Origin of the sequence: Okeania sp. SIO1H4, from assembly GCF_010672695.1 — a bacterium.
GTDB classification, from domain to species: domain Bacteria; phylum Cyanobacteriota; class Cyanobacteriia; order Cyanobacteriales; family Microcoleaceae; genus Okeania; species Okeania hirsuta.
In genome coordinates this window covers 17,830-39,426 of sequence record NZ_JAAHGB010000034.1, presented here as the reverse complement: position 1 = coordinate 39,426, position 21,597 = coordinate 17,830, and the positions used below count along the sequence as shown (strand labels likewise).

At 35.5% G+C, this 21,597-nt stretch carries 28 protein-coding genes; 17 read left to right on the top strand and 11 right to left on the bottom strand.

The window, feature by feature from the left end; genetic code table 11:
- Nucleotides 1-66 precede the first annotated feature (66 nt).
- The 8 genes from F6K06_RS20260 to F6K06_RS20225 all read left to right on the top strand — a co-directional run bounded on the left by F6K06_RS20260 (nt 67) and on the right by F6K06_RS20225 (nt 4,848).
- Entirely contained in the window at nt 67-306 is a 240-nt protein-coding gene (locus F6K06_RS20260) for a hypothetical protein (RefSeq protein ID WP_287240745.1), read from the top strand.
- 98 nt (nt 307-404) lie between these two features.
- Nucleotides 405-770: a DUF427 domain-containing protein gene (locus F6K06_RS20255; RefSeq protein ID WP_287240747.1), complete on the top strand. Its 366-nt coding sequence runs from the start codon at nt 405-407 to the stop codon at nt 768-770.
- Between the two features lie 128 nt (nt 771-898).
- Complete coding sequence (locus F6K06_RS20250) at nt 899-1,351, top strand: methyltransferase domain-containing protein (protein WP_287240749.1); 453 nt, start codon at nt 899-901, stop codon at nt 1,349-1,351.
- Nucleotides 1,352-1,450: 99 nt separating this feature from the next.
- A complete protein-coding gene (locus F6K06_RS20245; protein ID WP_287240751.1) occupies nt 1,451-1,861 on the top strand; it encodes a hypothetical protein in 411 nt (136 codons plus the stop codon).
- Between the two features lie 21 nt (nt 1,862-1,882).
- Nucleotides 1,883-3,238 carry a hypothetical protein gene (locus tag F6K06_RS20240; protein ID WP_287240753.1) on the top strand — a complete coding sequence of 452 codons (1,356 nt, stop codon included), beginning with the start codon at nt 1,883-1,885 and terminating at the stop codon, nt 3,236-3,238.
- A 190-nt stretch (nt 3,239-3,428) separates the two neighbouring features.
- Nucleotides 3,429-3,719 (top strand): hypothetical protein, encoded by a 291-nt coding sequence (locus F6K06_RS20235; RefSeq protein ID WP_287240754.1) that lies wholly within the window; start codon nt 3,429-3,431, stop codon nt 3,717-3,719.
- Complete coding sequence (locus F6K06_RS20230; RefSeq protein ID WP_287240802.1) at nt 3,698-4,372, top strand: methyltransferase domain-containing protein; 675 nt, start codon at nt 3,698-3,700, stop codon at nt 4,370-4,372. The genes F6K06_RS20235 and F6K06_RS20230 overlap by 22 nt, the downstream gene beginning before the upstream one ends.
- A gap of 245 nt (nt 4,373-4,617) precedes the next feature.
- Nucleotides 4,618-4,848 carry a hypothetical protein gene (locus F6K06_RS20225; RefSeq protein ID WP_287240756.1) on the top strand — a complete coding sequence of 77 codons (231 nt, stop codon included), beginning with the start codon at nt 4,618-4,620 and terminating at the stop codon, nt 4,846-4,848.
- 406 nt (nt 4,849-5,254) lie between these two features.
- Here F6K06_RS20225 and F6K06_RS20220 read toward each other — a convergent pair whose 3' ends face one another.
- The 4 genes from F6K06_RS20220 to F6K06_RS20205 form a co-directional block, all read right to left on the bottom strand.
- Nucleotides 5,255-6,556, bottom strand: a complete 1,302-nt coding sequence (locus F6K06_RS20220) for an APC family permease (RefSeq protein WP_287240758.1) — start codon at nt 6,554-6,556, stop codon at nt 5,255-5,257.
- A gap of 360 nt (nt 6,557-6,916) precedes the next feature.
- Nucleotides 6,917-7,051 (bottom strand): hypothetical protein, encoded by a 135-nt coding sequence (locus F6K06_RS20215; protein WP_287274765.1) that lies wholly within the window; start codon nt 7,049-7,051, stop codon nt 6,917-6,919.
- Between the two features lie 69 nt (nt 7,052-7,120).
- Entirely contained in the window at nt 7,121-8,554 is a 1,434-nt protein-coding gene (locus tag F6K06_RS20210; RefSeq protein ID WP_287240804.1) for a TldD/PmbA family protein, read from the bottom strand.
- Between the two features lie 671 nt (nt 8,555-9,225).
- Nucleotides 9,226-9,354, bottom strand: coding sequence for a hypothetical protein (locus F6K06_RS20205; RefSeq protein ID WP_275670304.1), 129 nt, complete (start codon nt 9,352-9,354; stop codon nt 9,226-9,228).
- A gap of 41 nt (nt 9,355-9,395) precedes the next feature.
- On the opposite strand from F6K06_RS20205, the gene F6K06_RS20200 reads away from it, so the two are divergent.
- Complete coding sequence (locus F6K06_RS20200; RefSeq protein WP_124143764.1) at nt 9,396-11,090, top strand: sensor histidine kinase KdpD; 1,695 nt, start codon at nt 9,396-9,398, stop codon at nt 11,088-11,090.
- Nucleotides 11,091-11,917: 827 nt separating this feature from the next.
- Nucleotides 11,918-12,457 (top strand): MFS transporter, encoded by a 540-nt coding sequence (locus F6K06_RS20195; protein WP_287240761.1) that lies wholly within the window; start codon nt 11,918-11,920, stop codon nt 12,455-12,457.
- 38 nt (nt 12,458-12,495) lie between these two features.
- Here F6K06_RS20195 and F6K06_RS20190 read toward each other — a convergent pair whose 3' ends face one another.
- Entirely contained in the window at nt 12,496-12,699 is a 204-nt protein-coding gene (locus F6K06_RS20190) for a hypothetical protein (RefSeq protein WP_287308854.1), read from the bottom strand.
- A 25-nt stretch (nt 12,700-12,724) separates the two neighbouring features.
- On the opposite strand from F6K06_RS20190, the gene F6K06_RS20185 reads away from it, so the two are divergent.
- The 6 genes from F6K06_RS20185 (at nt 12,725) to F6K06_RS34095 (ending at nt 15,872) form a co-directional block, all read left to right on the top strand.
- Complete coding sequence (locus F6K06_RS20185) at nt 12,725-13,597, top strand: hypothetical protein (protein ID WP_287308855.1); 873 nt, start codon at nt 12,725-12,727, stop codon at nt 13,595-13,597.
- Nucleotides 13,598-13,622: 25 nt separating this feature from the next.
- Nucleotides 13,623-14,087, top strand: coding sequence for a GAF domain-containing protein (locus F6K06_RS20180; protein WP_124143766.1), 465 nt, complete (start codon nt 13,623-13,625; stop codon nt 14,085-14,087).
- Between the two features lie 456 nt (nt 14,088-14,543).
- Nucleotides 14,544-14,717, top strand: a complete 174-nt coding sequence (locus F6K06_RS34110; RefSeq protein WP_338043135.1) for a hypothetical protein — start codon at nt 14,544-14,546, stop codon at nt 14,715-14,717.
- Nucleotides 14,718-14,774: 57 nt separating this feature from the next.
- Nucleotides 14,775-15,257 carry a transposase gene (locus F6K06_RS34105; protein WP_338043136.1) on the top strand — a complete coding sequence of 161 codons (483 nt, stop codon included), beginning with the start codon at nt 14,775-14,777 and terminating at the stop codon, nt 15,255-15,257.
- Nucleotides 15,238-15,417, top strand: a complete 180-nt coding sequence (locus F6K06_RS34100) for a transposase (protein WP_287274869.1) — start codon at nt 15,238-15,240, stop codon at nt 15,415-15,417. The genes F6K06_RS34105 and F6K06_RS34100 overlap by 20 nt, the downstream gene beginning before the upstream one ends.
- Entirely contained in the window at nt 15,336-15,872 is a 537-nt protein-coding gene (locus F6K06_RS34095; RefSeq protein ID WP_205127631.1) for a zinc ribbon domain-containing protein, read from the top strand. The genes F6K06_RS34100 and F6K06_RS34095 overlap by 82 nt, the downstream gene beginning before the upstream one ends.
- Here the strand turns inward: F6K06_RS34095 and F6K06_RS20170 are convergent.
- The 5 genes from F6K06_RS20170 to F6K06_RS20150 all read right to left on the bottom strand — a co-directional run bounded on the left by F6K06_RS20170 (nt 15,828) and on the right by F6K06_RS20150 (nt 19,356).
- Nucleotides 15,828-16,397 (bottom strand): ADP-ribosyltransferase, encoded by a 570-nt coding sequence (locus tag F6K06_RS20170; RefSeq protein WP_161564375.1) that lies wholly within the window; start codon nt 16,395-16,397, stop codon nt 15,828-15,830. The two genes, F6K06_RS34095 and F6K06_RS20170, sit on opposite strands and share 45 nt — an antisense overlap.
- A gap of 1,005 nt (nt 16,398-17,402) precedes the next feature.
- Complete coding sequence (locus F6K06_RS20165; protein ID WP_287240769.1) at nt 17,403-17,561, bottom strand: hypothetical protein; 159 nt, start codon at nt 17,559-17,561, stop codon at nt 17,403-17,405.
- Between the two features lie 137 nt (nt 17,562-17,698).
- Nucleotides 17,699-17,866, bottom strand: coding sequence for a hypothetical protein (locus F6K06_RS20160; protein WP_287240771.1), 168 nt, complete (start codon nt 17,864-17,866; stop codon nt 17,699-17,701).
- 5 nt (nt 17,867-17,871) lie between these two features.
- On the bottom strand, nt 17,872-17,997 hold the full coding sequence (locus F6K06_RS20155) for a hypothetical protein (protein ID WP_275670305.1): 126 nt from the start codon (nt 17,995-17,997) through the stop codon (nt 17,872-17,874).
- A gap of 81 nt (nt 17,998-18,078) precedes the next feature.
- Complete coding sequence (locus F6K06_RS20150; RefSeq protein WP_124143768.1) at nt 18,079-19,356, bottom strand: FGGY-family carbohydrate kinase; 1,278 nt, start codon at nt 19,354-19,356, stop codon at nt 18,079-18,081.
- A gap of 82 nt (nt 19,357-19,438) precedes the next feature.
- On the opposite strand from F6K06_RS20150, the gene F6K06_RS20145 reads away from it, so the two are divergent.
- Nucleotides 19,439-20,665, top strand: a complete 1,227-nt coding sequence (locus tag F6K06_RS20145; protein ID WP_124143769.1) for a cyclic nucleotide-binding domain-containing protein — start codon at nt 19,439-19,441, stop codon at nt 20,663-20,665.
- Nucleotides 20,666-20,779: 114 nt separating this feature from the next.
- Here the strand turns inward: F6K06_RS20145 and rdgB are convergent, their stop codons facing one another.
- A complete protein-coding gene (gene rdgB, locus F6K06_RS20140; protein ID WP_124143770.1) occupies nt 20,780-21,385 on the bottom strand; it encodes an RdgB/HAM1 family non-canonical purine NTP pyrophosphatase in 606 nt (201 codons plus the stop codon).
- Nucleotides 21,386-21,597 lie beyond the last annotated feature (212 nt).

Here is a 21,597-nt window from a genome sequence, read left to right as displayed (position 1 = left end):
ATTCTTGAATAAAACATTCCTCTGGTCTTGGTAAAAATTTGGCATAATTATAGACTAACAGAAGTTATGACTCAGAAAAAGTTTTACCTACTAACTGACTCAAGCATTATTTTTTCTTATCTGGTATCTAAATGGATTGAAGCTTTTGAAAAAATGCCAGAATTTCAAGGAATATTAGTTAAAGAGGAAGTTCAATCAAACAAAGTAATTACAGAAAGAAAAAACTTTCATCAAAAATACTTTGGTCAAAAAAAATTGACTGAAGTTATCTCTGGAAAAGTTAGAAAATTTAGGAAGAGCAATTGATAATTTTAGTAGTTTAGAAGATTTGTCTAATTTGCACCAAGAATCAGAACAGTAGTAGGTGGTAAATTGACGTTAAAATATTATAGTAAAAGGCTATTTTGTCTGGGAAAAGAGTCTTAGAAACGAGTCATACTCCTACCTATTATTTTTCCCCCGAAGATATTAAATTAGAACATCTAATTGAAACACCAAAGAAAGGTTTTTGTGAGTGGAAAGGTATTTATCAATATTACGATGTTTGTATTGGTGAAAAGTATATAAAAAATGCCGCTTGGCGATGTGTTGAACCTACGGCAAATTTTGTAGCTATTCAAGAATACTATAGTTTTGTGGCTGCTTTAATGGATGCTTGTTATGTTAATGATGAGTTAGCTACGCCTCAAGCAGGAGATTTTTATGCAGGATGGATTACTGCTGATATTGTCGGGCCATTTAAAGGCGAACCAGGTACAAGATGGTGGTAAATAATTAAATAATGAAAATATAAGTAATTGAAAATTAAGACAGTTCTCAAAAAGCAAGCATATGATAATTATTATTTGTTATATAATACTTATAATGACCTTTTTATAACTACAAAATTCAAAATAATATGAAATTAACAAATGATAATTCTAATCCTTCAAAATCTTATTATCAAGCAGAAAAGTTAGACCTATATTCATGGTTTCAGGTGACTCAAATAGATTATGAAAAATTAATTGAAGAATATTCATTTAATAATCTATTTAAAGGATTTGCTAAAAATAAACTCAAGCTTCTAGATATAGGATGTGGTACTGCTAAATTTCCTAGTTTGTTAGACAAGAAACTTGAGGGCGATATTCATATATCAGCAGATTTACTTGACATTTCAGAATACTGTCTACAGGTAGCGCAAAAACAATTTGATAGTTGTCAGCATTTTAGTATAAATAAAACCTACTTATCTGGGACAGAAAATCTTCAACAATTAGTTGAAAAAACTAATAGCTACGATATTATCATTTTCTTTGTGGGTTTAATACCCCACCGTCTACACGGTGTTCAAAATTACTTGGGGTGAGAATCCCCATGTAATTTTCCTCCTGTCTCCTGTCTCCTGTCTCCTGTCTCCTTCTTCAAATGGGCAATTCATTCTCTTTGCACTGTCGATCCAAATAGAATGGCAGATGTATATCTTTATTGTTTAGATTTATTAGGTGATAATGGTAAGTTTTTAATTTATCAACTTGCTGAAAAATCTTCTTACAACAATTTATATAGTTTTTATCTGAGCCATTATGCAGAACGAAAAAATACCACATATTTTCTAACATCTGAAGACCACAAACAAATTTTGGATACGTTAGGAATAAATTATGAAAATATTAGATTCCGTTTTTCCCACAGGATAAATTTTGAAAGTAAGAATATACTAGAAATATATTTGAAAAAATGTGTTTTTGATAATACATTAGATGTATTGAATTTTTTTCAACCTATATTACAAGAGTCTTTTGATCGAGAAACTAATCAATACCAATTTGAGCAGATAGTTGATTTGCTTATCATTGACGAAGTTAGCAATATTTAGCAAGATAAGGAGATAAATTCCGTGAAAATAGAAGTGATTAAAATATCTGATTTTACAATTCACGAACATCATCTAAATGTTATCTATAGTGCCGATAAATTTCAATTCTCAACAAAAGTTTTTTATCAGGATGTATCTTTCTCTGCCTTGCAACAAAAATACTCTCAAGAACTTATCGAAAAAATAGCAAGTTATATTGCTTTATTTGAAGGGATGAAGTTATGTTCGTTATTTCCGAAATATTACGATATTTCTAGAATAGCTACACATTTAGAAAAACCTGTTTTAGAATTTTTTGTCAAAATTTATCAAGGGGTATTTGGTCAGCATTGGTATGAAAATAATATTACAGATTATCAGCAACCAGAATTTATTTATGCACAAGATTTAGGAGAGGCTAATCCTGTATCAATATTAGGAGATAATCGTACTATTCTGACAGGTTGTGGCGGTGGTAAAGATAGTATTGTTGCTATGAAAATGTTAGAAGAAGCAAATATTCCTTTTGCCTCTATGCAATATTCTCATAGTATTTATGGAAAAGCAGATTTACAACATAATTTAATTGCTGGAGTAGTAGCAGAGGTGAATCCAGTTAAAAGTCATAAAATTTCTATTTTTGATGATTTTGTTGACTTTCCTCTTTTTCAATTATATTTCCCAGAAAATTCAGGAATTATCGCTCCAGAAACTCCAGTATCTGTCTTTGAATCATTATTTTTAATGTTGGATAAAGGATACAATTACTTATGTTTAGCTCACGAAAAAAGTGCTAATACGGGAAATATGTTTTGGGAAGAAATAGGCAGAGAAGTTAACCATCAATGGGGAAAAGGTCTAGAAGCAGAACAACTTTTAGACCAATTTATTCGGGATAATCTCTTATCTAATTTTAAATACTTTAGTATCCTACAACCTATTTACGACCTTCGTATTTTTCAAAACTTGAGTAAATATCCTGAAGTTATTCCGAAAATTCATTCCTGTAATATTAAAAAACCTTGGTGTAAAAAATGCCCGAAATGTGCCTATGTTTGGTTAGGGTTAATGGCTTTTTGTCAGACAGATATTGTTGATGAAGTTTTTCAGGTAAATTTATTTGATGATGAAGATTTACTGCCGATTTTTCAAGCAATGATAGGTTTATCAACCCATACTCCCTTTGAATGTATTGGCGAAATTGATGAAAGTCGTTTGATGATGAAAAAATGTCTGGAAAAAGGTTTATCTGGTAAAGCATTAAATATGTTTGCTGAAGAAGTTTTATCGGATACTAGAATTGACTGGGAAAAAATAGAATATAAATATAATTCTGTGTATGAAAAAGAACACGCAATCCCGGACTGGTTATTTGAAAAGACTAAAGAAAAATTGTAAATTTAATTGAGAGTAGGGAGTAGGGAGTAGGGAGTAGGGATAGGGTTCGACCGAATAAAATATCCTCAGTCTTTTCCTATAATCCTTACAAACATTTTATTACTTAATAACTGAAGTCTTGAGGAAATATCGCGTGATTTTTGGGAATTGACATAATCAGTAATCAAAGGTAGAGGAAAAAATAGAAAAAATGATGATGGATAGTTTACAAAAATCAGTGATCGCTAACTTTATCTCAGACCCAAAACTCAAGCTCGTCAAACTTAATGAGCAAGAATATATGGAGGGACTAATTGCTTATCGCAGTCAGCAAAATGAACAAGAAATAATCCTTGAAGCTACATTTCAGGCCATAGAAAAATATAAGTCTTCAGAAGAAAGTTACACTATTTTGAGTATAGGTTGTGGCAGTGGAATTTTTGAGAAACCTTTTTTGACAAAGCTGCTTGAGTTGAACAAATCTATTCACTTTTTGGAGTAGACCCAAACAAAGTAGAATGTGCAAAAACACAAGAATGGTGTCAGGAACTTAGCAGATTTAAACCAGAGAAATTTAGATTTAAAATTCATCCGGTTAAATTGGAAAAATTTGAATCATCCCAAAGTTTTGACATCATTCTATTAATTTATTCATTTTACTATTTTTCAGAAATTGAATCCTCTTTTGAGAAAATTCACGAACTTCTGAGAGAAGAAGGGATAGCAATTATTGTAATAGCCATAAAAACAGAAATAAGCGAACCTTATTACTATGTAAATCAGCGACTTGATCAAAGATCAATGCTTTTTAGCGACGATTTACATCAATTCTTTTCTGAACACAATATTTCTGTTCATCAAGAAATTATAGAATCTCCATTGAATATTACAGAATGTTTTCAGAAAGATTCTCATTTGGGTAAACATTTACTAGATTTTATAGTTGGTGCTAATACGACATATTTTTCTCCTTCGCAATTACAAGTATTGCTGGATTATTTGAGCAGCAATTCCCAAAAATTGGAGGGGGGAGAAATTATGATTCCAACTTCTGTAAGCTTTTATTATTTTCAAAAGCAGAAGGAAGAGGGAAGAAGGAAGAAGGAAGAAGGTTTTAGTTATCTAGGAGAGAAGGAAGAAGGAGGAAGGTTTTAGTGTAAGCATTCAGCAATTAGCGGTCAGCTTTCAGGAATTAGTAGTTTAAGGATTTGAGTAATATTGAGTCGTGAGCAAGTAGCTAATTTATTTCAGACTTTTAATTCTATTAAATCTTTCAAATCTGATTTCTCTTTCAAGGGAAATTAAGTTAATATAAGAAAACTTAAAAAACTATAGAAGCCTAAATTATTGTTGTCGAGCAAGATTTTATAAGTAATTTTCAAGAGAAATGGAGTAAATTTATGTTTGTCAAAGGAATCAAAAAAGGTAAAATTATTGAGTTATTAGAGGAGGTAGATTTTCCTGATAATCAAGAGGTTTTAGTAGAAATTAAAAAGGTAGGTGATTTTTGGTCAGCTTTACAAGATTTTAGGAAAAGGGTAGATTTAGAAAGTATTGATGACGATTCTTTTGAGAATTTACGGGATAAGTCACCGGGGAGAATGGTTCAACAATTAATAATTAATAATTAATAATTAATAATTAATTATTAGGGTTTGCTGATTAAATATCAAATTATTGACTGATATTGGTTTGAGCAATTTTAGCTCTGGAGGGGGTGCAAGGTTTTAGGTGGTAATGGTTCAAAAATTCAGGATTTTGGTCAAGAGTTGGGCAGAACTATCTTGGGAAAATTCTTACTCCTACCTCCTCGCTCATTCCCATTTCTCCCCTCCACCGGAGGGGCGAGGGGTGGGTTGTCTCCTGTCTTCCCCTCCACCGGAGGGGCGAGGGGTGGGTTGTCTCCTGTCTCCTACCTTCACCCATAAGACTTTTTCAGCAAACCTTAATTAACAATTACCTCTCCTTGAAAAGAAGAGGATTGACTAAAAAGAAAATATTTTCTTTTTTCACCTTTAAAGGAGAGGAAAATTAAATCTATTCGTTAATTAATCTATGAATTAAACTATGCCAAATTAAACCAACAAAAATTAACCCTAAACCTACTAACCAAATTTGCTGCTCTACCCAAAAAGCTAAAAACAAACAAGCAGCTAAACCTACCCAACCTAACCATTTAGGATAAAGTCTTTCTTCTGGAGAAAGTTTCAGAGCAGCAAAATTAGTAATAGCATAATAAATCAGAACATTAAAAGCACTAAAAGACCAAGTAGTTTTCACATCACCAATTAAAACTAAAAAAGCGATCGCTACTCCCACGACTATCACAGCTATATAAGGAGTAGTTTGCTCACTATTCAATCTAGCAACAACTCTCGGTACATCTCGCCGACGCCCCATTGCCAACAAAACCCTGGACAAACCCAAAATTAAATTTAACAACACTCCCAACATTGCCGTAATAGCACCAATAGCAATTAACTTCGGAATCACAGGAACACCTAAACCTCCCACTCTAGCAATAACTTCCAGAGGAGCAGCTAAACTAACATCTGCTTGAGACAATTTATTAATAACTTCCTGACCAACCACCACAGTAACCACAGCGATCGATATATATAACAGACAAGTAACTATCATAGTCAGAGCGATCGCTCTCGGAATAGTACGTCGTGGTTCCTTAACTTCCTCCCCCAAAGTTGCAATACGACCATAACCAGTATAAGCAACAAACATTAAAGCAGCAGCTTGAAGCAAAGATGCTATAGGTTTATCCCCAGGAAAAAAAGGCGTTAAATTGTCCCCAGCAGACGATACTACTTGAGGCACCCCTGCCAAGATAAACACAACCAGAGAAAATAACGTAATTGAAACAATAATAATATTAGTAAAATTAGAACGACGAATTCCACTTAACACAACTATTGTTAATACAACCACAGCAGTTAAAGCAGTCAACACCAACCAAGTTTGATTATTGATACCAAAAGCATTCAGCAAATAACCAGCAAAACCCAAAGCAGCAGTTGCAGCAGAAGCACTTTTCGCCAACAGAAACATCCACCCCGCAATAAAACCCAACCAATGATTCAGATATTTATAACCATATTCATAAGTACCACCACTCACAGGATGATTTGCTGCTAACTGGGCGCTATTAAAACCATTGCAGATAGCAACAACAGCACCTATTGCCACCGCAATAATTACCGATGGACCCGAAATACCAGCAGCAATACCAATACTGACAAATACTCCAGTACCCACAATTGAACCTAAACCCATGAGGGTAGCGCCGAACACACCAATTTCTCGTCGAAGTAAAGGCGGAGATGTCATGAGATTTTTATCCTTAGTATAGTAATATGATTTTAGTTGTGAGATATTGGATACTTTTAGAGAACAGGGAACAGGGAACAGGGAACAGGGAACAGGGAACAGGGAAGAAGAAAAAAATAAAATATATCAATAAGATAACTGCTATATTCCTTCCTTTAAAGGAACACCTCAATTCTCACATCTGATTCGGTGATTGCTATATTTTTGTTTTTTATATAGCAGAAGGAAAAATCTGGCGTTGTCTGAATTTTAAGCATTTGATATGTCCGCCCCCTTTGCTTCGATTGCTATAGAATCCTTATGGTATCTTTGCACGGGGTACGGGTTTTTGGCAAAGGAGTCATTTCAGTAGGGGTTATATCAAATCCTTTCGGGTTCGGTATAAAAAAATGTTCCATCTGAGCGCCATTGCCACATCTTTCTCGATATCCCCACCTCTCCATCTCCCCATCTCCCCACACTCCCCACACTCCCCACACTCCCCACACTTCCCACCCTCTTTCTTCCTTCTTCCTTCTTCCTTCAGACTTCAGACTTCTTCCTTCTTCCCTCTTCCTTCAGACTTCAGACTTCAGAAGCATCTCCACCAACAACAACATTCCTAATACGCAAACTCGGACCGCCACAACCAACAGGTAAACCATCTTGCCCACCCTTACCACAACCCCCTGACTCATCCCAATAAAAATCATCGCCGATCGCCTCAATATCAGCCAAAGTCTCAAACACATTTCCAGAAAGAGTCACATCCCGCACGGGTTCAGCTAACTTACCATTTCTAATCATCCAAGCTTCTCCAGCACTGAAAGTAAACATTTCCCCATTAGTCATTCCACCCAACCAGTTGCGAGCATAAACTCCCTCCTTAATATCAGTAAATAAATCTGAAGTAGGAGTATTTCCTGGTGCTATCCAAGTATTAGTCATCCTGACTATAGGTGGATAATGATAGTCAAGACAGCGTGCATTACCCGTCGGTGCTTCTCCCAATTTTCCCGCAGTCTCCCGCGAGTGTAAACGTCCTACCAAAACGCCATCTTGAATCAACTGGGTAGTAGTTGCTGGAGTACCTTCATCATCATATATATAACTACCCCGATGTACTTCTTCTTCTACATTATTATTTAGGAAGGGCGACACCTTAGCACCATCAAATATTTGTAAATTTTCTGGACCAAACCTCCGACCAATTGTCATTACTTCCAATAAATCAGGATTTTCGTAGACCATATCTGCTTCCGAGAGATGACCAAAAGCTTCATGAACAAATAGACCTGTAAGAATTGGGTCAATAACTACAGTGTAAGTATTACCTTGAACAATTGGTAAAGCTAGAGAATTTACAGCTCTTTCCGCAGCACTGCGAACATAATTATCTAAATTAGTTAAATCTTCATAAGCTTTGCGGGAACCAGTAGTTTCCCTACCTGTTTGTACGGTTTCCCCATCCCTGGCGGTGGCAGCAAAACGTATTTCCATATCTACCCAAGATTGTTCTAGCATAGTGCCTTCGGAAGTAGCGAGAATTACTTTTTGGGTACTATCCCCATAACGAACAGATACGGTGGCAATTCGACCATCAACACTCCGCAATATTTGGCCATAATGTTCGCATAGTTCTTTTTTGTTGGCCAAAGATATATGGCATGGATCTGTACCTGTGAGATGAACTGCATGAGTTGCTTGAATTATGGGGATGGGAGCTAGAATTGTTTCTTCTTCTCCAATCAATTTGGCCACAGCGATCGCCTCTTCTATTCTGTTTTTCAAGGTTGAGAGTTGATTAAAGCTGGCAAAACCCCAACCTCCTCGGTAACAAGCTCGAACTTGACCACCTATGGAAAGACCTTCGCTTAAGGTTTCTATTTTGTTGCCTCGCAAGAGAATATCTGTTCCTTGAGATTCTTCTAGGCGAATGGCCAAATAATCCACTTGAGAACTATAATTAGCGAGCAAGTCGGATAACATATTTTTTGCGTCAGTCAGTAATACAGGCATTAGAGGTTTTGATAAGTTAAAAAAGGTGGGATGTTGACAAATTGAATGGGCATCGAACTTATTCAATTTGCTGCCGATTCAGCTAAAAACTTTAATATTATAGTAATTTCAAATAATTATTTCAGATAGTCAGAAGCAAAATTATTTGTGAAATCTTTCAATTGAATTGCTATTAGTTAAAGTTTTCTATCAATTCAACAATCAAATTATTGACTTTTTTCATAATAAGCGGAGATTGCGGTTATTTAGTTCGGTTCTACCAACATCAGTAACGGATAAATACCGATACCCTAAGTATTAATGATTTACTTATTTTTTGGACAACTAATCGGGGAATGCTTCAATCTATAGCAATTCGCAAAAAGAGTGAGGTACAAAATTCCTTGGTTTTAGGCATTAGGGAGTAGGGAGTAGTAATTCTGGTTCTGTAGGGATCGATAAAAAAGAAAAACAACTGTACCTCATTAGCTTGGGAAAGACTATAACTAAGGAAGAGGAGCAATTTTCCCATTAATTAAATATGATCCAATTTTTTCTTCTTGTGCGGAAAACTTAATACACAAAATTTAAGATATAAGACAAGAAAAAAATATTGAAAGTTTTGCATTTTATTTTACTATTTTTTTTAGCAAAGCTAGTTAAAGTTTCTGTAGAAGTTTAAATTTATCTTTTTATTTTGGGTTTAATACCCCACCGTCAACGGGGGTGTTTACAATTGGTTGGAGGTTGTAGACGCGGAGCGGCTTGTCGAAGACTATCCCCATCCATTTTTTCTTCCTTCTTCCTTCTTCCTTCTTCAACAGTTAATAAATTAAGATTATTTATTTATATTATGAAAAAAATGGACAACTATAACTATATATTACCAACTGTAAGTGACATTTTTGCCCTCGAAATGTCAAGTGATGATTTGCCTAAAAAAACAATGGAACTGGCAAAAGAAAATTCTCCTCCTTCTATGAGACAGAGAAATCAAAATTTGTATTCAAAGGCTCAAAAGGAATGGTATAGTGCGATCGCTACTGTTAATCAATTATTGGAAAATTCATCAAAAAAGTCTGGTTCTCAAGATTTTCAAAATCAAGAGATGACAAAAACTATTTATTCATTAAATGAGAGAGATTTTATCGACAATTCAAAAAAATCTACTCCTAATTCGTTATTCTCTGATATCAAATCATATCGTGGATTAGTATTATCTAGTCCTACTCCTATCTTAACAAATCCTGCTTTAACTAATAATTTTTATACTTCAGTTTTTACCAGTAAAATACAGGAAAATTCAGACTGGTTATCCATTTTTAGAAGACAAAGTTTGCCTCTATTACCAGCAGCAGATAGTATTAATTCCTTATCTACTGTTATACCAATACTACCTTTATCAACTAAAGACCCAATAACAAATGAGCAGTTTTGTTTGGTTTTAACTGCTGAGTTTAGTTTAGTTATGGTCTTAGGAAAAAGCATAAATAATACACCAGCTTTTCAATTTTCTTTTGACCCAGAAGTAGTTGAAAGAGCATGGATTATCTTACGTCAACGAATAGTATTACCTACCCATTTTTATTCTCAAAATGTCGATAAACATCAAAAAATAATCGATCAATATTCTCAAAATTTAGCAATTTTAGACGGTGTTTTTGATAAATTTACACCCCGCGAACCAGACTATAAAATAGTTATGAAATTTAGTCGTTTATTATTAGATAATTTACCAACTGTAGATAGTAAAAATAAAATATTAGAACTCAATACTGATGACCAAAGTCTAAAAGACCGGGAAATTACTGTATCGCTAAAATCTCCCATTGAAAATTTCAAATCTCCTGATGTAGAATTGTTACAAGCGATCGCTCATGAAGTCAAAACTCCTTTAGCCACAATTCAGACTTTAACTCGCCTATTATTAAAACGTCCTCATCTAAATCAAGAAGTAATAAAAAAGCGTTTACAAATGATTGATGCTGAATGTACTTCCCAAATAAACCGCTTTAATCTAATTTTTAGAGCGACAGAATTAGAAACTCAGCAACTCTTAAAAGAAAAACATTCATACCTACAATTAACAACTATTCCTCTAGCTCAAGTCTTTGAAAATAGTATACCTCATTGGCAACAAAAGGCAACTCAAAGAAATCACACTCTAAAAGTTATTTTACCTCCTAATATGCCAACGGTTGTTAGTGACCCTGTTATGCTTGACCAAGTATTAGGAAATTTGATTGAAAACTTTTCGCGAAATTTACCTCCTGGCAGTCTTATTCAGGTAGAAGTAATGTTAGCTGGAAGTCAGTTAAAATTACAGCTTAAATCTGATTCTAATATGGGTGGAAAAAGTCACTCACCTTTTACAAGTTGCACAAAAACACCCTTTAAATCTATCGGTCCTTTATTAATGTTTCAACCAGAAACAGGTAATCTTAGTTTAAATTTAAAGGTGACTAAAAATCTTTTTCAAGCAATGGGAGGAAAATTAGTAGTGCGACAACGACCAACAAAAGGGGAAATTATGACTATTTTCTTACCAGTTCAATAATTTATAGCTAATCTTTAGAAGGAGAAATAATGACTATTTTCTTGCCAGTTCAATAATTTATAGCTAATCTTTAGTAAGCATTCAGCAGGAAGAGTTGACCACGAATAACTAAATGCTTAGAATCTTTTTTGTTAATAAAGTATAACACGCTCGCTCTTACAGAGTACTTCCCCTTTGTATGTCGGCGATAGCTATTAAGAGGGTTATATCAAATCCGCTCGGGTTCGGTATAAAAAATGTTCCATCTTCAGCTATTGCCAAATATGAAGCTTATTTCCCCAAACTCCCCAAACTCCCCACAAATTACACCAATGCTACCGGATTTGATATTATGCGCCAGCAAAACTACCGTTTCTTCCCTTGAAAAGGGAAGCTTTAAACATGAATTATTTAATTGTTAATTATTCAGTAATTGGTATAGCAATCCGCGCTTATGTTGTCAGATTTTCTAAATGCAGGGTTTGGTCTCCAAATCCCTTGGCGCTTTGGTTTAGAGACCAAACCCCTACAATTTTTTCTCACGAATGATTTCATATTGCTATATAAGATTTATATATATTTCTAAACATATATTTGTTTTAGTAAAGAAATGTTTTTAAGCCATTGCATTTCCAAGAAATTTAAGGTAATAAACTAATAATCAATTAGGAGCTAAGTAGGAAGGGCTGAATAAAGTTGAGACTGATGGTTATAAGTCTCTTGAGAGATATTAAAGTTTTACAAGCAGTCACAGTTCGGAGTTTTCATACAGAAATAACCTGACTTATTTAACATAACCTACTATCTCCTTTCTATTCTATTAGACCATAATTATTGGTAAATTATTGATGAGTAAAATAGCTAATTGGAATCCAGAAAATATAGATTTTTGGCAACAACAAGGATCGAAAATAGCAAATCGTAATCTTTGGTCTTCTATCCCTTGTTTATTATGTGCTTTTGCTATATGGCTCTATTGGAGTATTATTACCGTACAAATGAAGAACTTAGGTTTTCCATTTGAGACAGCTCAACTTTTCAACTTGAGTGCAGTTGCTGGACTTACTGGTGCAACTTTACGCATTCCAAATTCCTTCTTAGTTGCTATATCCGGGGGAAGAAATGTAATCGTTATCACCACAACATTACTAATTATTCCGTCATTAGGTACAGGGATAGCTCTACAAAACTCTAATACTCCCTATAGTCTTTTCATTATCTTAGCTGCCTTGTCTGGTTTTGGAGGTGGAAATTTTGCTTCCTCCATGTCTAACATCAGCTTCTTCTTTCCCAAGAAAAATCAAGGAGCAGCTTTAGGTTTAAATGCAGGTTTGGGGAATGTGGGTGTTAGCGTCATGCAGGTTTTATCATTTTCTTTGTGGGTTTAATACCCCACCGTCTACACGGTGTTCAAAATTACTTGGGGTTAGAATCCCCATGTAATTTTCCTCCTGTCTCCTGTCTCCTGTCTCCTGTCTCCTTCTTCAATACCTTTTGTAATGACAATTCCATTATTCGGAACCTTGAGTGGACAGGGAATTCCCTTACCTACAGACATAGGAGATAAAACTGCCGGAACATTAGTTTGGATACAAAACTGTGGACTGGTTTGGGTTCCTATTTTGGTCATCCTAGTGATTAATGCTTGGTTTAACATGAATAATTTAGTAACAGCTAGTCCCGATGTTGGTTCAACAATAAAAGAGACTTTAACAGCTTTATTAAAGTCTCTTGCCCTAATTTTCTGTGCTTTTGTTAGTGCAGCAATCGGGTTATATATGCTTCTGGTAGTAAATATTAATATGTGGATTGTTTTACCAATCACAATTGCCTTGACTGTGGTAATTATGGGCATGGTGCAAAAGCCTTTCCAAATTTCCCTCACTCCCCAATACCGGATTTTTAAGAATAAGCATAATTGGATTATGACTTGGTTATATACCATGACATTCGGTTCATTTATTGGTTATTCAGCAGCCTTTCCTTTATTAATTAGAATTGTATTTGGAGAGTTACCAGATGGTACAGTAAATCCCAATGCTATTAATCCTTTTGCTTATGCTTGGTTAGGTCCTTTAGTAGGTTCATTGATTCGACCTTTAGGTGGTTGGTTGTCTGACAAACTAGGAGGTGCAAATGTTACCCATTGGGATACAATTGTGATGATTGGTTCAGCTTTGGGAGTAGCTTATTATGTTAAACAAGCAAGTGTTTCTCAAACTCCTGAAGTTTATTTCATGCCATTTCTCATCCTTTTTCTCATTCTTTTCATTACTACTGGTATAGGTAATGGTTCAACTTTTCGGATGATTCCCATTATTTTTGAACCAAATCAAGCCGGACCAGTTTTAGGCTGGACTTCAGCGGTTGCTGCTTATGGTGCGTTTATTATTCCTAAAGTTTTTGGTGGTCAAATCAAAGCTGGTCATCCTGAATATGCACTGTATGGTTTTGCGGTTTATTACCTCAGTTGTTTAATTGTTAATTGGTGGTTTTATGCCAGAAAAAATGCTGAAATTAGTTGCTAATTGAGGTTAATTGATAATTTAAAATATGGAGAAATCAATCAGGCAAATACCTGTAACTCATCTGGAAGATACTCTAAGTAAAATATGCAAATTGACGGATTTTCATTATGGTGAAATTTGGTTGCCTAACCGGGAAAATAATTTATTAGAACTTAGCCCTTATTACCATATTGTTGGGGGTAATTACCAAGATAATTTAGAAAAATTTCACCTCTGTAGTCAAGACTTTATCATATCTGAAGGTGAAGGATTACCTGGACGAGTTTGGTTATACAAACAGCCGGAATGGATACTAAATGTCTCGGTTGAATCGGAAGGATATTTTTTGAGAAATCAAATTGCTAAAGCTTTTGGAGTTATAACTGGCTTTGCTATTCCTATGATAATCGAGGAAAAAGTATTAATGATTCTTGCTTTTTTTGCTTGTGATATTCGCTCTTATTCATCCGATATTTTAGCATTAGCAATGGATGCAACAATACACTTCTAAACTTTTATTGGAGTAATTGATACAGCAGATTCCAAGTAGATGAAGTACAGATATTAACAATTAAATGTTTCTAGTGCGGGCATCTTGCTCGCTAAGGTAAGGAACTCATCTTAGGAACTGATATGAATCCAGTAATTTTCCCAACTATATGAGAAAATCATAGATAAAAATCAGATTAATATGACTACTAAAAATCCATATATGAATCTAAGTTGCTAGTAATGTTTATCCTAAATTTATTTATGGGGTTTAGACAGTAAGAAAAAATAACTTTTACCAAAAAATTGGGTTTAACGCCTCGCCCTTCTAGGGTGACTTTTTAGTTGTTTTTTTTTAATAAATATGTTATCGTGCTGTTTAGTTTAGATAGGAATTATGAAAGCTAGATTTAAGTATCGTATCTATCCAACACCGGGACAAAAATACTGATTAGCAAAGCTATTTGGTTGTGTCCGTGTGGTTTGGAATGATAGCCTAGCTTGTTGTCAAGAAAAATATAGATCGGGAGAAAAGAAACCCACGAATTCTCAACTACAAAAACAGTTTATCACTCAATCGAAAAATACTGAAGACAGAGAATGGTTATCAGAAGTTTCTGCTATACCATTGCAGCAATCTTTAAATGATTAAAACCAGGCTTATCAAAATTTTTTCAAATCGACAAAAGGTCAACAGAAAGGTAGACCTATAAAACCTCCTAAATTTAAAAGTAGAAAGTCAAAGCAAACTGCTAGGTTTACAAAAGGAGGATTTAAAGTTGGTCAACATAAAGTTTATTTGGCTAAGATTGGAAAGCTGAAAATAGTCTGGTCAAGAGAGTTACCCGCTGCCCCATCATCAGTAACAGTAATCAAAGATTCAGCTCATAGATATTTCTTGAGTTTTGTAGTAGAAATACAACCAGAAACTTTACCTAAAACTGATAATTCAGTAGGTATAGATTTAGGCATTTCAACCTTTGCTACATTTAGTGACGGTACAAAAGTTGATGCTCCTAAGCCACTTAAGAAAAGAATTAAGAAGCATCGAAAGTTAAGTAAGTCATTATCTCATAAAACTAAGGGGTCTAGAAGGTATGAGAAAGCGAGAGTAAGAGTTGCCAAATTTTCCTACAGAATGCTACGCAAACATGCCAAACTAAAAGATACGCTTGACAGATTTTCTGCATAAATTATCTACTAAAATAATTCGTGAAAACCAAACAGTTGTTTTAGAAGATTTAAACGTTTCTGGTATGGTGAAAAAGCGGTGCGACCCCGCGACGACGACAGCTCGCTTGCGGAACGCGCACCAAGAGACCGTAAATTATCCAGAGCCATATCAGATTTAGGTTGGAGACAATTTAGGACACTGTTAGAAGGAAAAACTGAAAAATACGGTCGTGATTTTAGAGTAATTAGCAAGTGGGAACCAACATCACAAAAGTGTTCATGTTGTGGATTCAAGGGTGGAAAGTTAGACCTTTCAGTAAGGGAGTGGGAATGTCTCAACTGTGGTACAAAACACGACCGTGATGAAAATGCAGCAATCAATATATTGGTTGCGGGCGGGCAGTCCGAGACAAAAAACGGACGCGGAGGCAAGCGTAACCTACCCCCATCCCCTCCCGGGAGGGGAGCAAGAGGGGTGGGTGCAGCAGCCTGTGTTAGCGGAGCTTTGCGCCAGCAAAACGTCAACCCGCCGAGGAGCTACGGCTCGGTAGGAATCCCCCTGCCTTTAGGCCGGGGAGGATGTCAAAGGTTAATTATGCTCAAAATTATTCCCTTCAATGGAAATTTCTTCTAGGTCAACATAATTTACTTTCCCTAATTTAACTTCCTTGGGCACATTAGTTACCTCATATTTAGTACCTTTGGGAACTAAAACTTCGCTTTCACTATACATTGCAGAAAAATCACTAATAGACACTCCCGAATGATTATGCTTTACCCGAATCACTACTTGGTAACAATGACCGGAATAAGTCTCAGCAATCTTTGGATCGCAAGTAAAACTGGTGACTGAATCTAAAGTATAATCTCCGTGGGGTTTTAATTGTTTAATAAAAGATTTTATTGATTTTTCACTAAAAGACATACCCCGATAAATATCACCATCATAAGCGGGCATTTTGTGCATAAAATTGTTAAGAATTTTAACATTCCCTTCGTTTTTTCCTTCTTTATCTGCCCGTCTAATTTTACGAAAATCTGAAGTAGTAAATCTTTCAAGTGCGGATAATGATTTTGCTGCTTCAATAGAACTCATTCCGCTTAATTTAGCAACCTGAGCAACGAGTTTGTTGTTTTCGCAAAGTACAACATTGTTCATAAAGTTCATCTCAACTCGATACTTTTTATTATCTCCTAAAATTACTCAAAAAGTAACCCATTCATTTAGATGATTTTTGCCTCATCCAGATGGGTGAGTTTGAAGCTTAAAATTGATCCTGACCTAATATTGCCAGCAATTTCTCAATAATTCTTCAAGAAAATTCAATAAGTATAAATAACTAATAAGTCCTAATAAAATACTATAAATTCTAATTTAATTAGTAAATTAGTAAGAAATAATCTATCAATACTTTCCCGATCAACTTGTAAAAGTACAAACTTTAGCAATAACTACCTGGACTTAAATCTTAGCAAGACCTTCCTAAAATATGAAGATAAATTACGGTCTTTTTGAGTGTAGGTTATGACCATGTTATATCATGTCAGCTCGGGTAGCGCGATAGAACTCCGTTCCGCGCTGCGAACATAAAATTCTTAGGTGGCGCGATGGTATAGCGCTGCGCGCAGGCAACAGCTCATTTGGGAACAGCTCCGGAAGGGGGAATAAAAAGCTGATAATATAAGAATTTTAGCTATTGGACAACTCCTGCAATTTGTAAATATGCCAGCGAACATTGCTATAGGTGTAAATTCAAGAGGGAACACTGGAAACGGAGCGAAAATGTGAGATATTTCTTCAATATTTAGGGGAGAATATTTTTATGATACTTAATCATCCGGATATGATGTTATACCAAGTGTGATAAATGTTTGCTACATTATTTTTATACCTAATTAAATGGATTTGATATCAAAGATAGCTCGAAAAACTATAACGTTGGAGTTTTTTTGATGGCTCTATTCTATTGCTAGAGTCTGGCAAAAGCCTTAATTTACCGTCGGTACAATAATTCCATTCCCCAAGGCGATCGCTTTTGTGGGTCGGTTAAACATCTCAAAACTATTGTACAATAGATAAATAAGAACCCCGTTGAAAAACTATAACGTTGGAGTTTTTTTTGATTTATCTATTTTATTGCTAGAGTCTGGCAAAAACCTTAATTTACCGTCGGTACAATAATTCCATTCCCCAAGGCGATCGCTTTTGTGGGTCGGTTAAACATCTCAAAACTATTGTACAATAGATAAATAAGAACCCCTTTGAAAAACTATAACGTTGGAGTTTTTTTGATGGCTCTATTCTATTGCTAGAGTCTGGCAAAAGCCTTAATTTACCGTCGGTGCAATAATTCCATTCCCCAAGATGATCGCTTTTGTGGGTAAGAATTCCGTTGAAAAACTATAACGTTGGAGTTTTTTTTGATTTATCTATTCTATTGCTAGAATCAGGCAAAAACCTTAATTTACCCTCTGTGTAAGTAAAATTCCATTCCCCAAGGCGATCGCTTTTGTGAGTCGGTTAAACATCTCAAAACTATTGTACAATAGATAAATACAAACCTCCGTCGAAAAACTATAACGTTGAAGTTTTTTTGATTTATCTATTCTATTGCTAGAGTCTGGCAAAAGTCTTAATTTACCGTCGGTGCAATAATTCCATTCCCCAAGGCGATCGCTTTTGTGGGTAAGAATTCCGTTGAAAAACTATAACGTTGAAGTTTTTTTGATGGCTCTATTCTATTGCTAGAATCAGGCAAAAACCTTAATTTACCCTCTGTGTAAGTAAAATTCCATTCCCCAAGGCGATCGCTTTTGTGGGTCGGTTAAAAATTTCAAAACTATTGTGCAATAAACTGACGACTTGCTAAAACAGCACTACCATAGGCTGCATCTGTATAAACAGCTTTCGTAATAGGTACTTGTAAATACCGTCCCCGAATCGCTGTAAAAATAGGATTTTTAGCGCCGCCCCCAGCAGTATAGACATTGGTGAGTGTAGCTGCGCTTAATGCTTGCAACAATTCATAGCCTCGTAATTCAATTTTAGCAATACCTTCAAGCAAACCATGAATAAATTTTACAGAATTTTCTGGTCTAGGCGCTAATCTTGGCAGTAATTCTGGGTCATTGATCGGAAAGCGATCGCCCTTTTGTAGCAAGGGATAATAATCTAACCCACTTTCAGTATTAGGGTCTATTTGACTACTCAAACTTGACAACTCAGCATCAGTAAAAAAATGTCGCAAAACAGCACCTCCAGTATTAGAAGCACCACCGACTAACCACAAATCTCCAAGACGATGACTATAAATTCCATATTTAGCATCATCAACCCTAGTGCGACTCAACAGTTTTAGCACCAGAGTCGAACCCAAAGAAGTTACTGCTTCTCCCGGAGTATTAGCACCACTAGCGATAAAAGCAGCAATGCTATCTGTTGTACCCCCACAGACAACACATTCAGGAGAGAGACCAAGACTATTAACAACTTCTGGAGTAACATTCCCCACTATTGCACCTGGTGTGACGACTTCAGGTAAAAGAATATTTCCCCCAACTTCAGAATTAACAAAATCAGTCAACCAGTCTGGATAAGATAAGTCGCCGACATCATAACCTAGTTTCAAAACATTGTTATAGTCGCTCACTCCTAGTTTTCTATGCAGCAAAAACCCTAACCAGTCAGCTTGATGCAAAAAATAATAAGTTTGATTTGACAGAGAAATATTTTCAATCAACCATAACAACTTTGCAAAACTAGAAGTCGCACTAATAACAGGATGATTAGAAGGAGCAATACTTTTCAACTTATCCATCATTGCCACTCCCCTACTGTCATTGTAAAGAAGCGCTTCAGTCACAGGTTCACCATAACTATTGCACAATAGTACAGTTGCCGAAGTACCATCAATAGCGATCGCTCGAATTTCCCCTCGCATTTCTTGGGGAATATGGGAAATTAGATTAAATAAAGCCGTTTGCCAAACATGAGGCAATTTATTTTGTTGAGTATTTTCCCAGACATATTGTGTTTGTGCTTTAACTTGAAAGTTAGAGTCAATAACCACAGCACGCGCTCCCGAAGTGCCAAAATCAAGCCCTAAGTATAAATTCATTTTAACTAAAAACTTGCTATAATTTAAACTAGAAAATTATATACAAAAACTAAGACGTTATAGTTTAGTACAAAAATTAAAAATGCTATCAGATACAAAGTTATCGACGATGATTTCCCCACAAGTCCTTTTTAAAATACAGTGGTTAGGTAAAAAAGTAGTTTTAGGACCAAATGAAGTTTTGTATACTCATGGGGATAAATCAGAACATCTCTACATAACACTTGAAGGTGAAGTCTTTTTATACTATGGTGACACGGAAATTTGGATTGGCCCAGGAGATTTTATTGGCGAAAATGGTTTTATTTTGGGAACTGAGCGTGTAGGCACAGTAAAAGCCGGAGAAAATGGCTGCACTTTGTGGTGTGTTACTCGAGATAAATTATTTCAAAAAGATGATGTAGAAACAACTATTTTGATGTCTCACCTCTTAATTGGAATTGCTCCTTATATGGAAATTAGAATGATGGAATTTACCGAGGAGATTAAAGTAGCAAAGGATATTGTTACTAATCATTGCGATTTTGACCATCCTTCTATTCGTTATGTAGCTAACCTATTGAAAGGTAAGGATGATTGGGAATCAGCTATCAATATTTGGGATTATGTGAGAACAATGCCTTACCGATTTGGCTTTTGGTTTGTCAAAGCTTCCCAAACGTTTGAATTTGGTTTTGGAATGTGTACGACTAAAGCTAATTTACAGGTAGCATTATTACGGGCACTAGGAATTGAAGCTAAGTACGGTGAAGCTAATGTGGCAGCGAAATACTTGATACCATTTCTACCACCTGCTTATCGGTTTAAGGTTACTAAAAATATTCGGCACTATTTTTGTTTGGTAAATTTAGATGGGAAGTGGTTTCGGAGTGATGCCTCTTTTACTAAAGAGAGTCTACAGTTATTTGCCTATGCTCACCCAGAATATTCCTTTCTTGTTAATAAGAAGTTCGCTCGTGGCGAACATTTTGCGGTTGAACGTGAAGGAGAAACCTTAGAATACACCGTCCTTGATGATTTATCTCAGGTGATGTCCAAGCGACCTTTCTACAAAATGGGTAATGTAGAGGCAATGAATATTCTTCTAGATAAAGCCCAAGGAACGTTTAGACCTATACCTATTTGGGTTACATCAACTTCCGAGTTACTTCGTTATCGCCCTCAAGCAGCTTTGATTAAGGCGTTAGCTGGTTCGGTGACAGAGGCTGATACGGTTCGTCGATACTTATTAGAAAGCATAGCACTACAAGCAGGGAATAGGGAAGAAAATTGGGTATATTCAGAAAAATCACCTGATGGTGGATTGTGAAATGGTCTTAAGATAGGCGATTGGTATAGACTGATTATGAACCGCAAGACAGGGAAATTTTTTTTCCCACTTTTCCCTGTTCCCTGCTAATCAAAGAAATAGTATCCCAGAAAACTAGGCAAAAATAGCTTTCATCTTAGGTAGTAATACTTGAAAAGCTTGACCGCGATGAGATAGCGATCGCTTCATTTCAGCAGACATTTCCGCAAAAGTCTTTTCTTGTGAAGGAACATAAAAAATGGGGTCGTAACCAAACCCATCATTTCCACGGAGACTATATAGAATTTCTCCACGGCAAATTCCCTCTGTTTCTAATGCAATTGTGCCGTCAGGTCTGGCAATGACAAGAGCGCAGACAAACTGTGCCTGACGATTAGAATTATCTCCCAATTCTGTTAATACTCGCTCTATTTGTTCGGCAACAGTAGGAGCATAACGAGCAGAATAAATACCTGGTCTGCCATCCAAAGCATCTACTGCCAATCCGGAATCATCAGCGATCGCCCATTTTCCAGTAGCTTTGGCCACAACACTAGCTTTGAGGCGAGCATTAGCTAGAAAAGTTTCCTCAGTTTCCTCAACTTCTAAATCTTTTGGTTTTAGTTGTAATTGTAAATTCAAATCTGCTAGATATTCCTGCATTTCTTGAAATTTCCCCGGATTACCAGTAGCGACAACTAGCAATTTAGGAGTAGTTTCTGTGGGAGTAATGTTTGTCATTCTTTTATATAAATATTTATTTTGTCTTAAATAGAATACCACGTTGATCAACTTTAACCAGGCTGAAGTATCCACAGTAAAAACAAACCAAATTATCGTTATACCAATTTCATAAAATATTGCTACAGTGACGACACAGGGAACAGGGAACAGGGAACAGGGAAAGAAAAACATAAATATTAAAGAGGAAAAAAGAGGAAATTTTATAATTT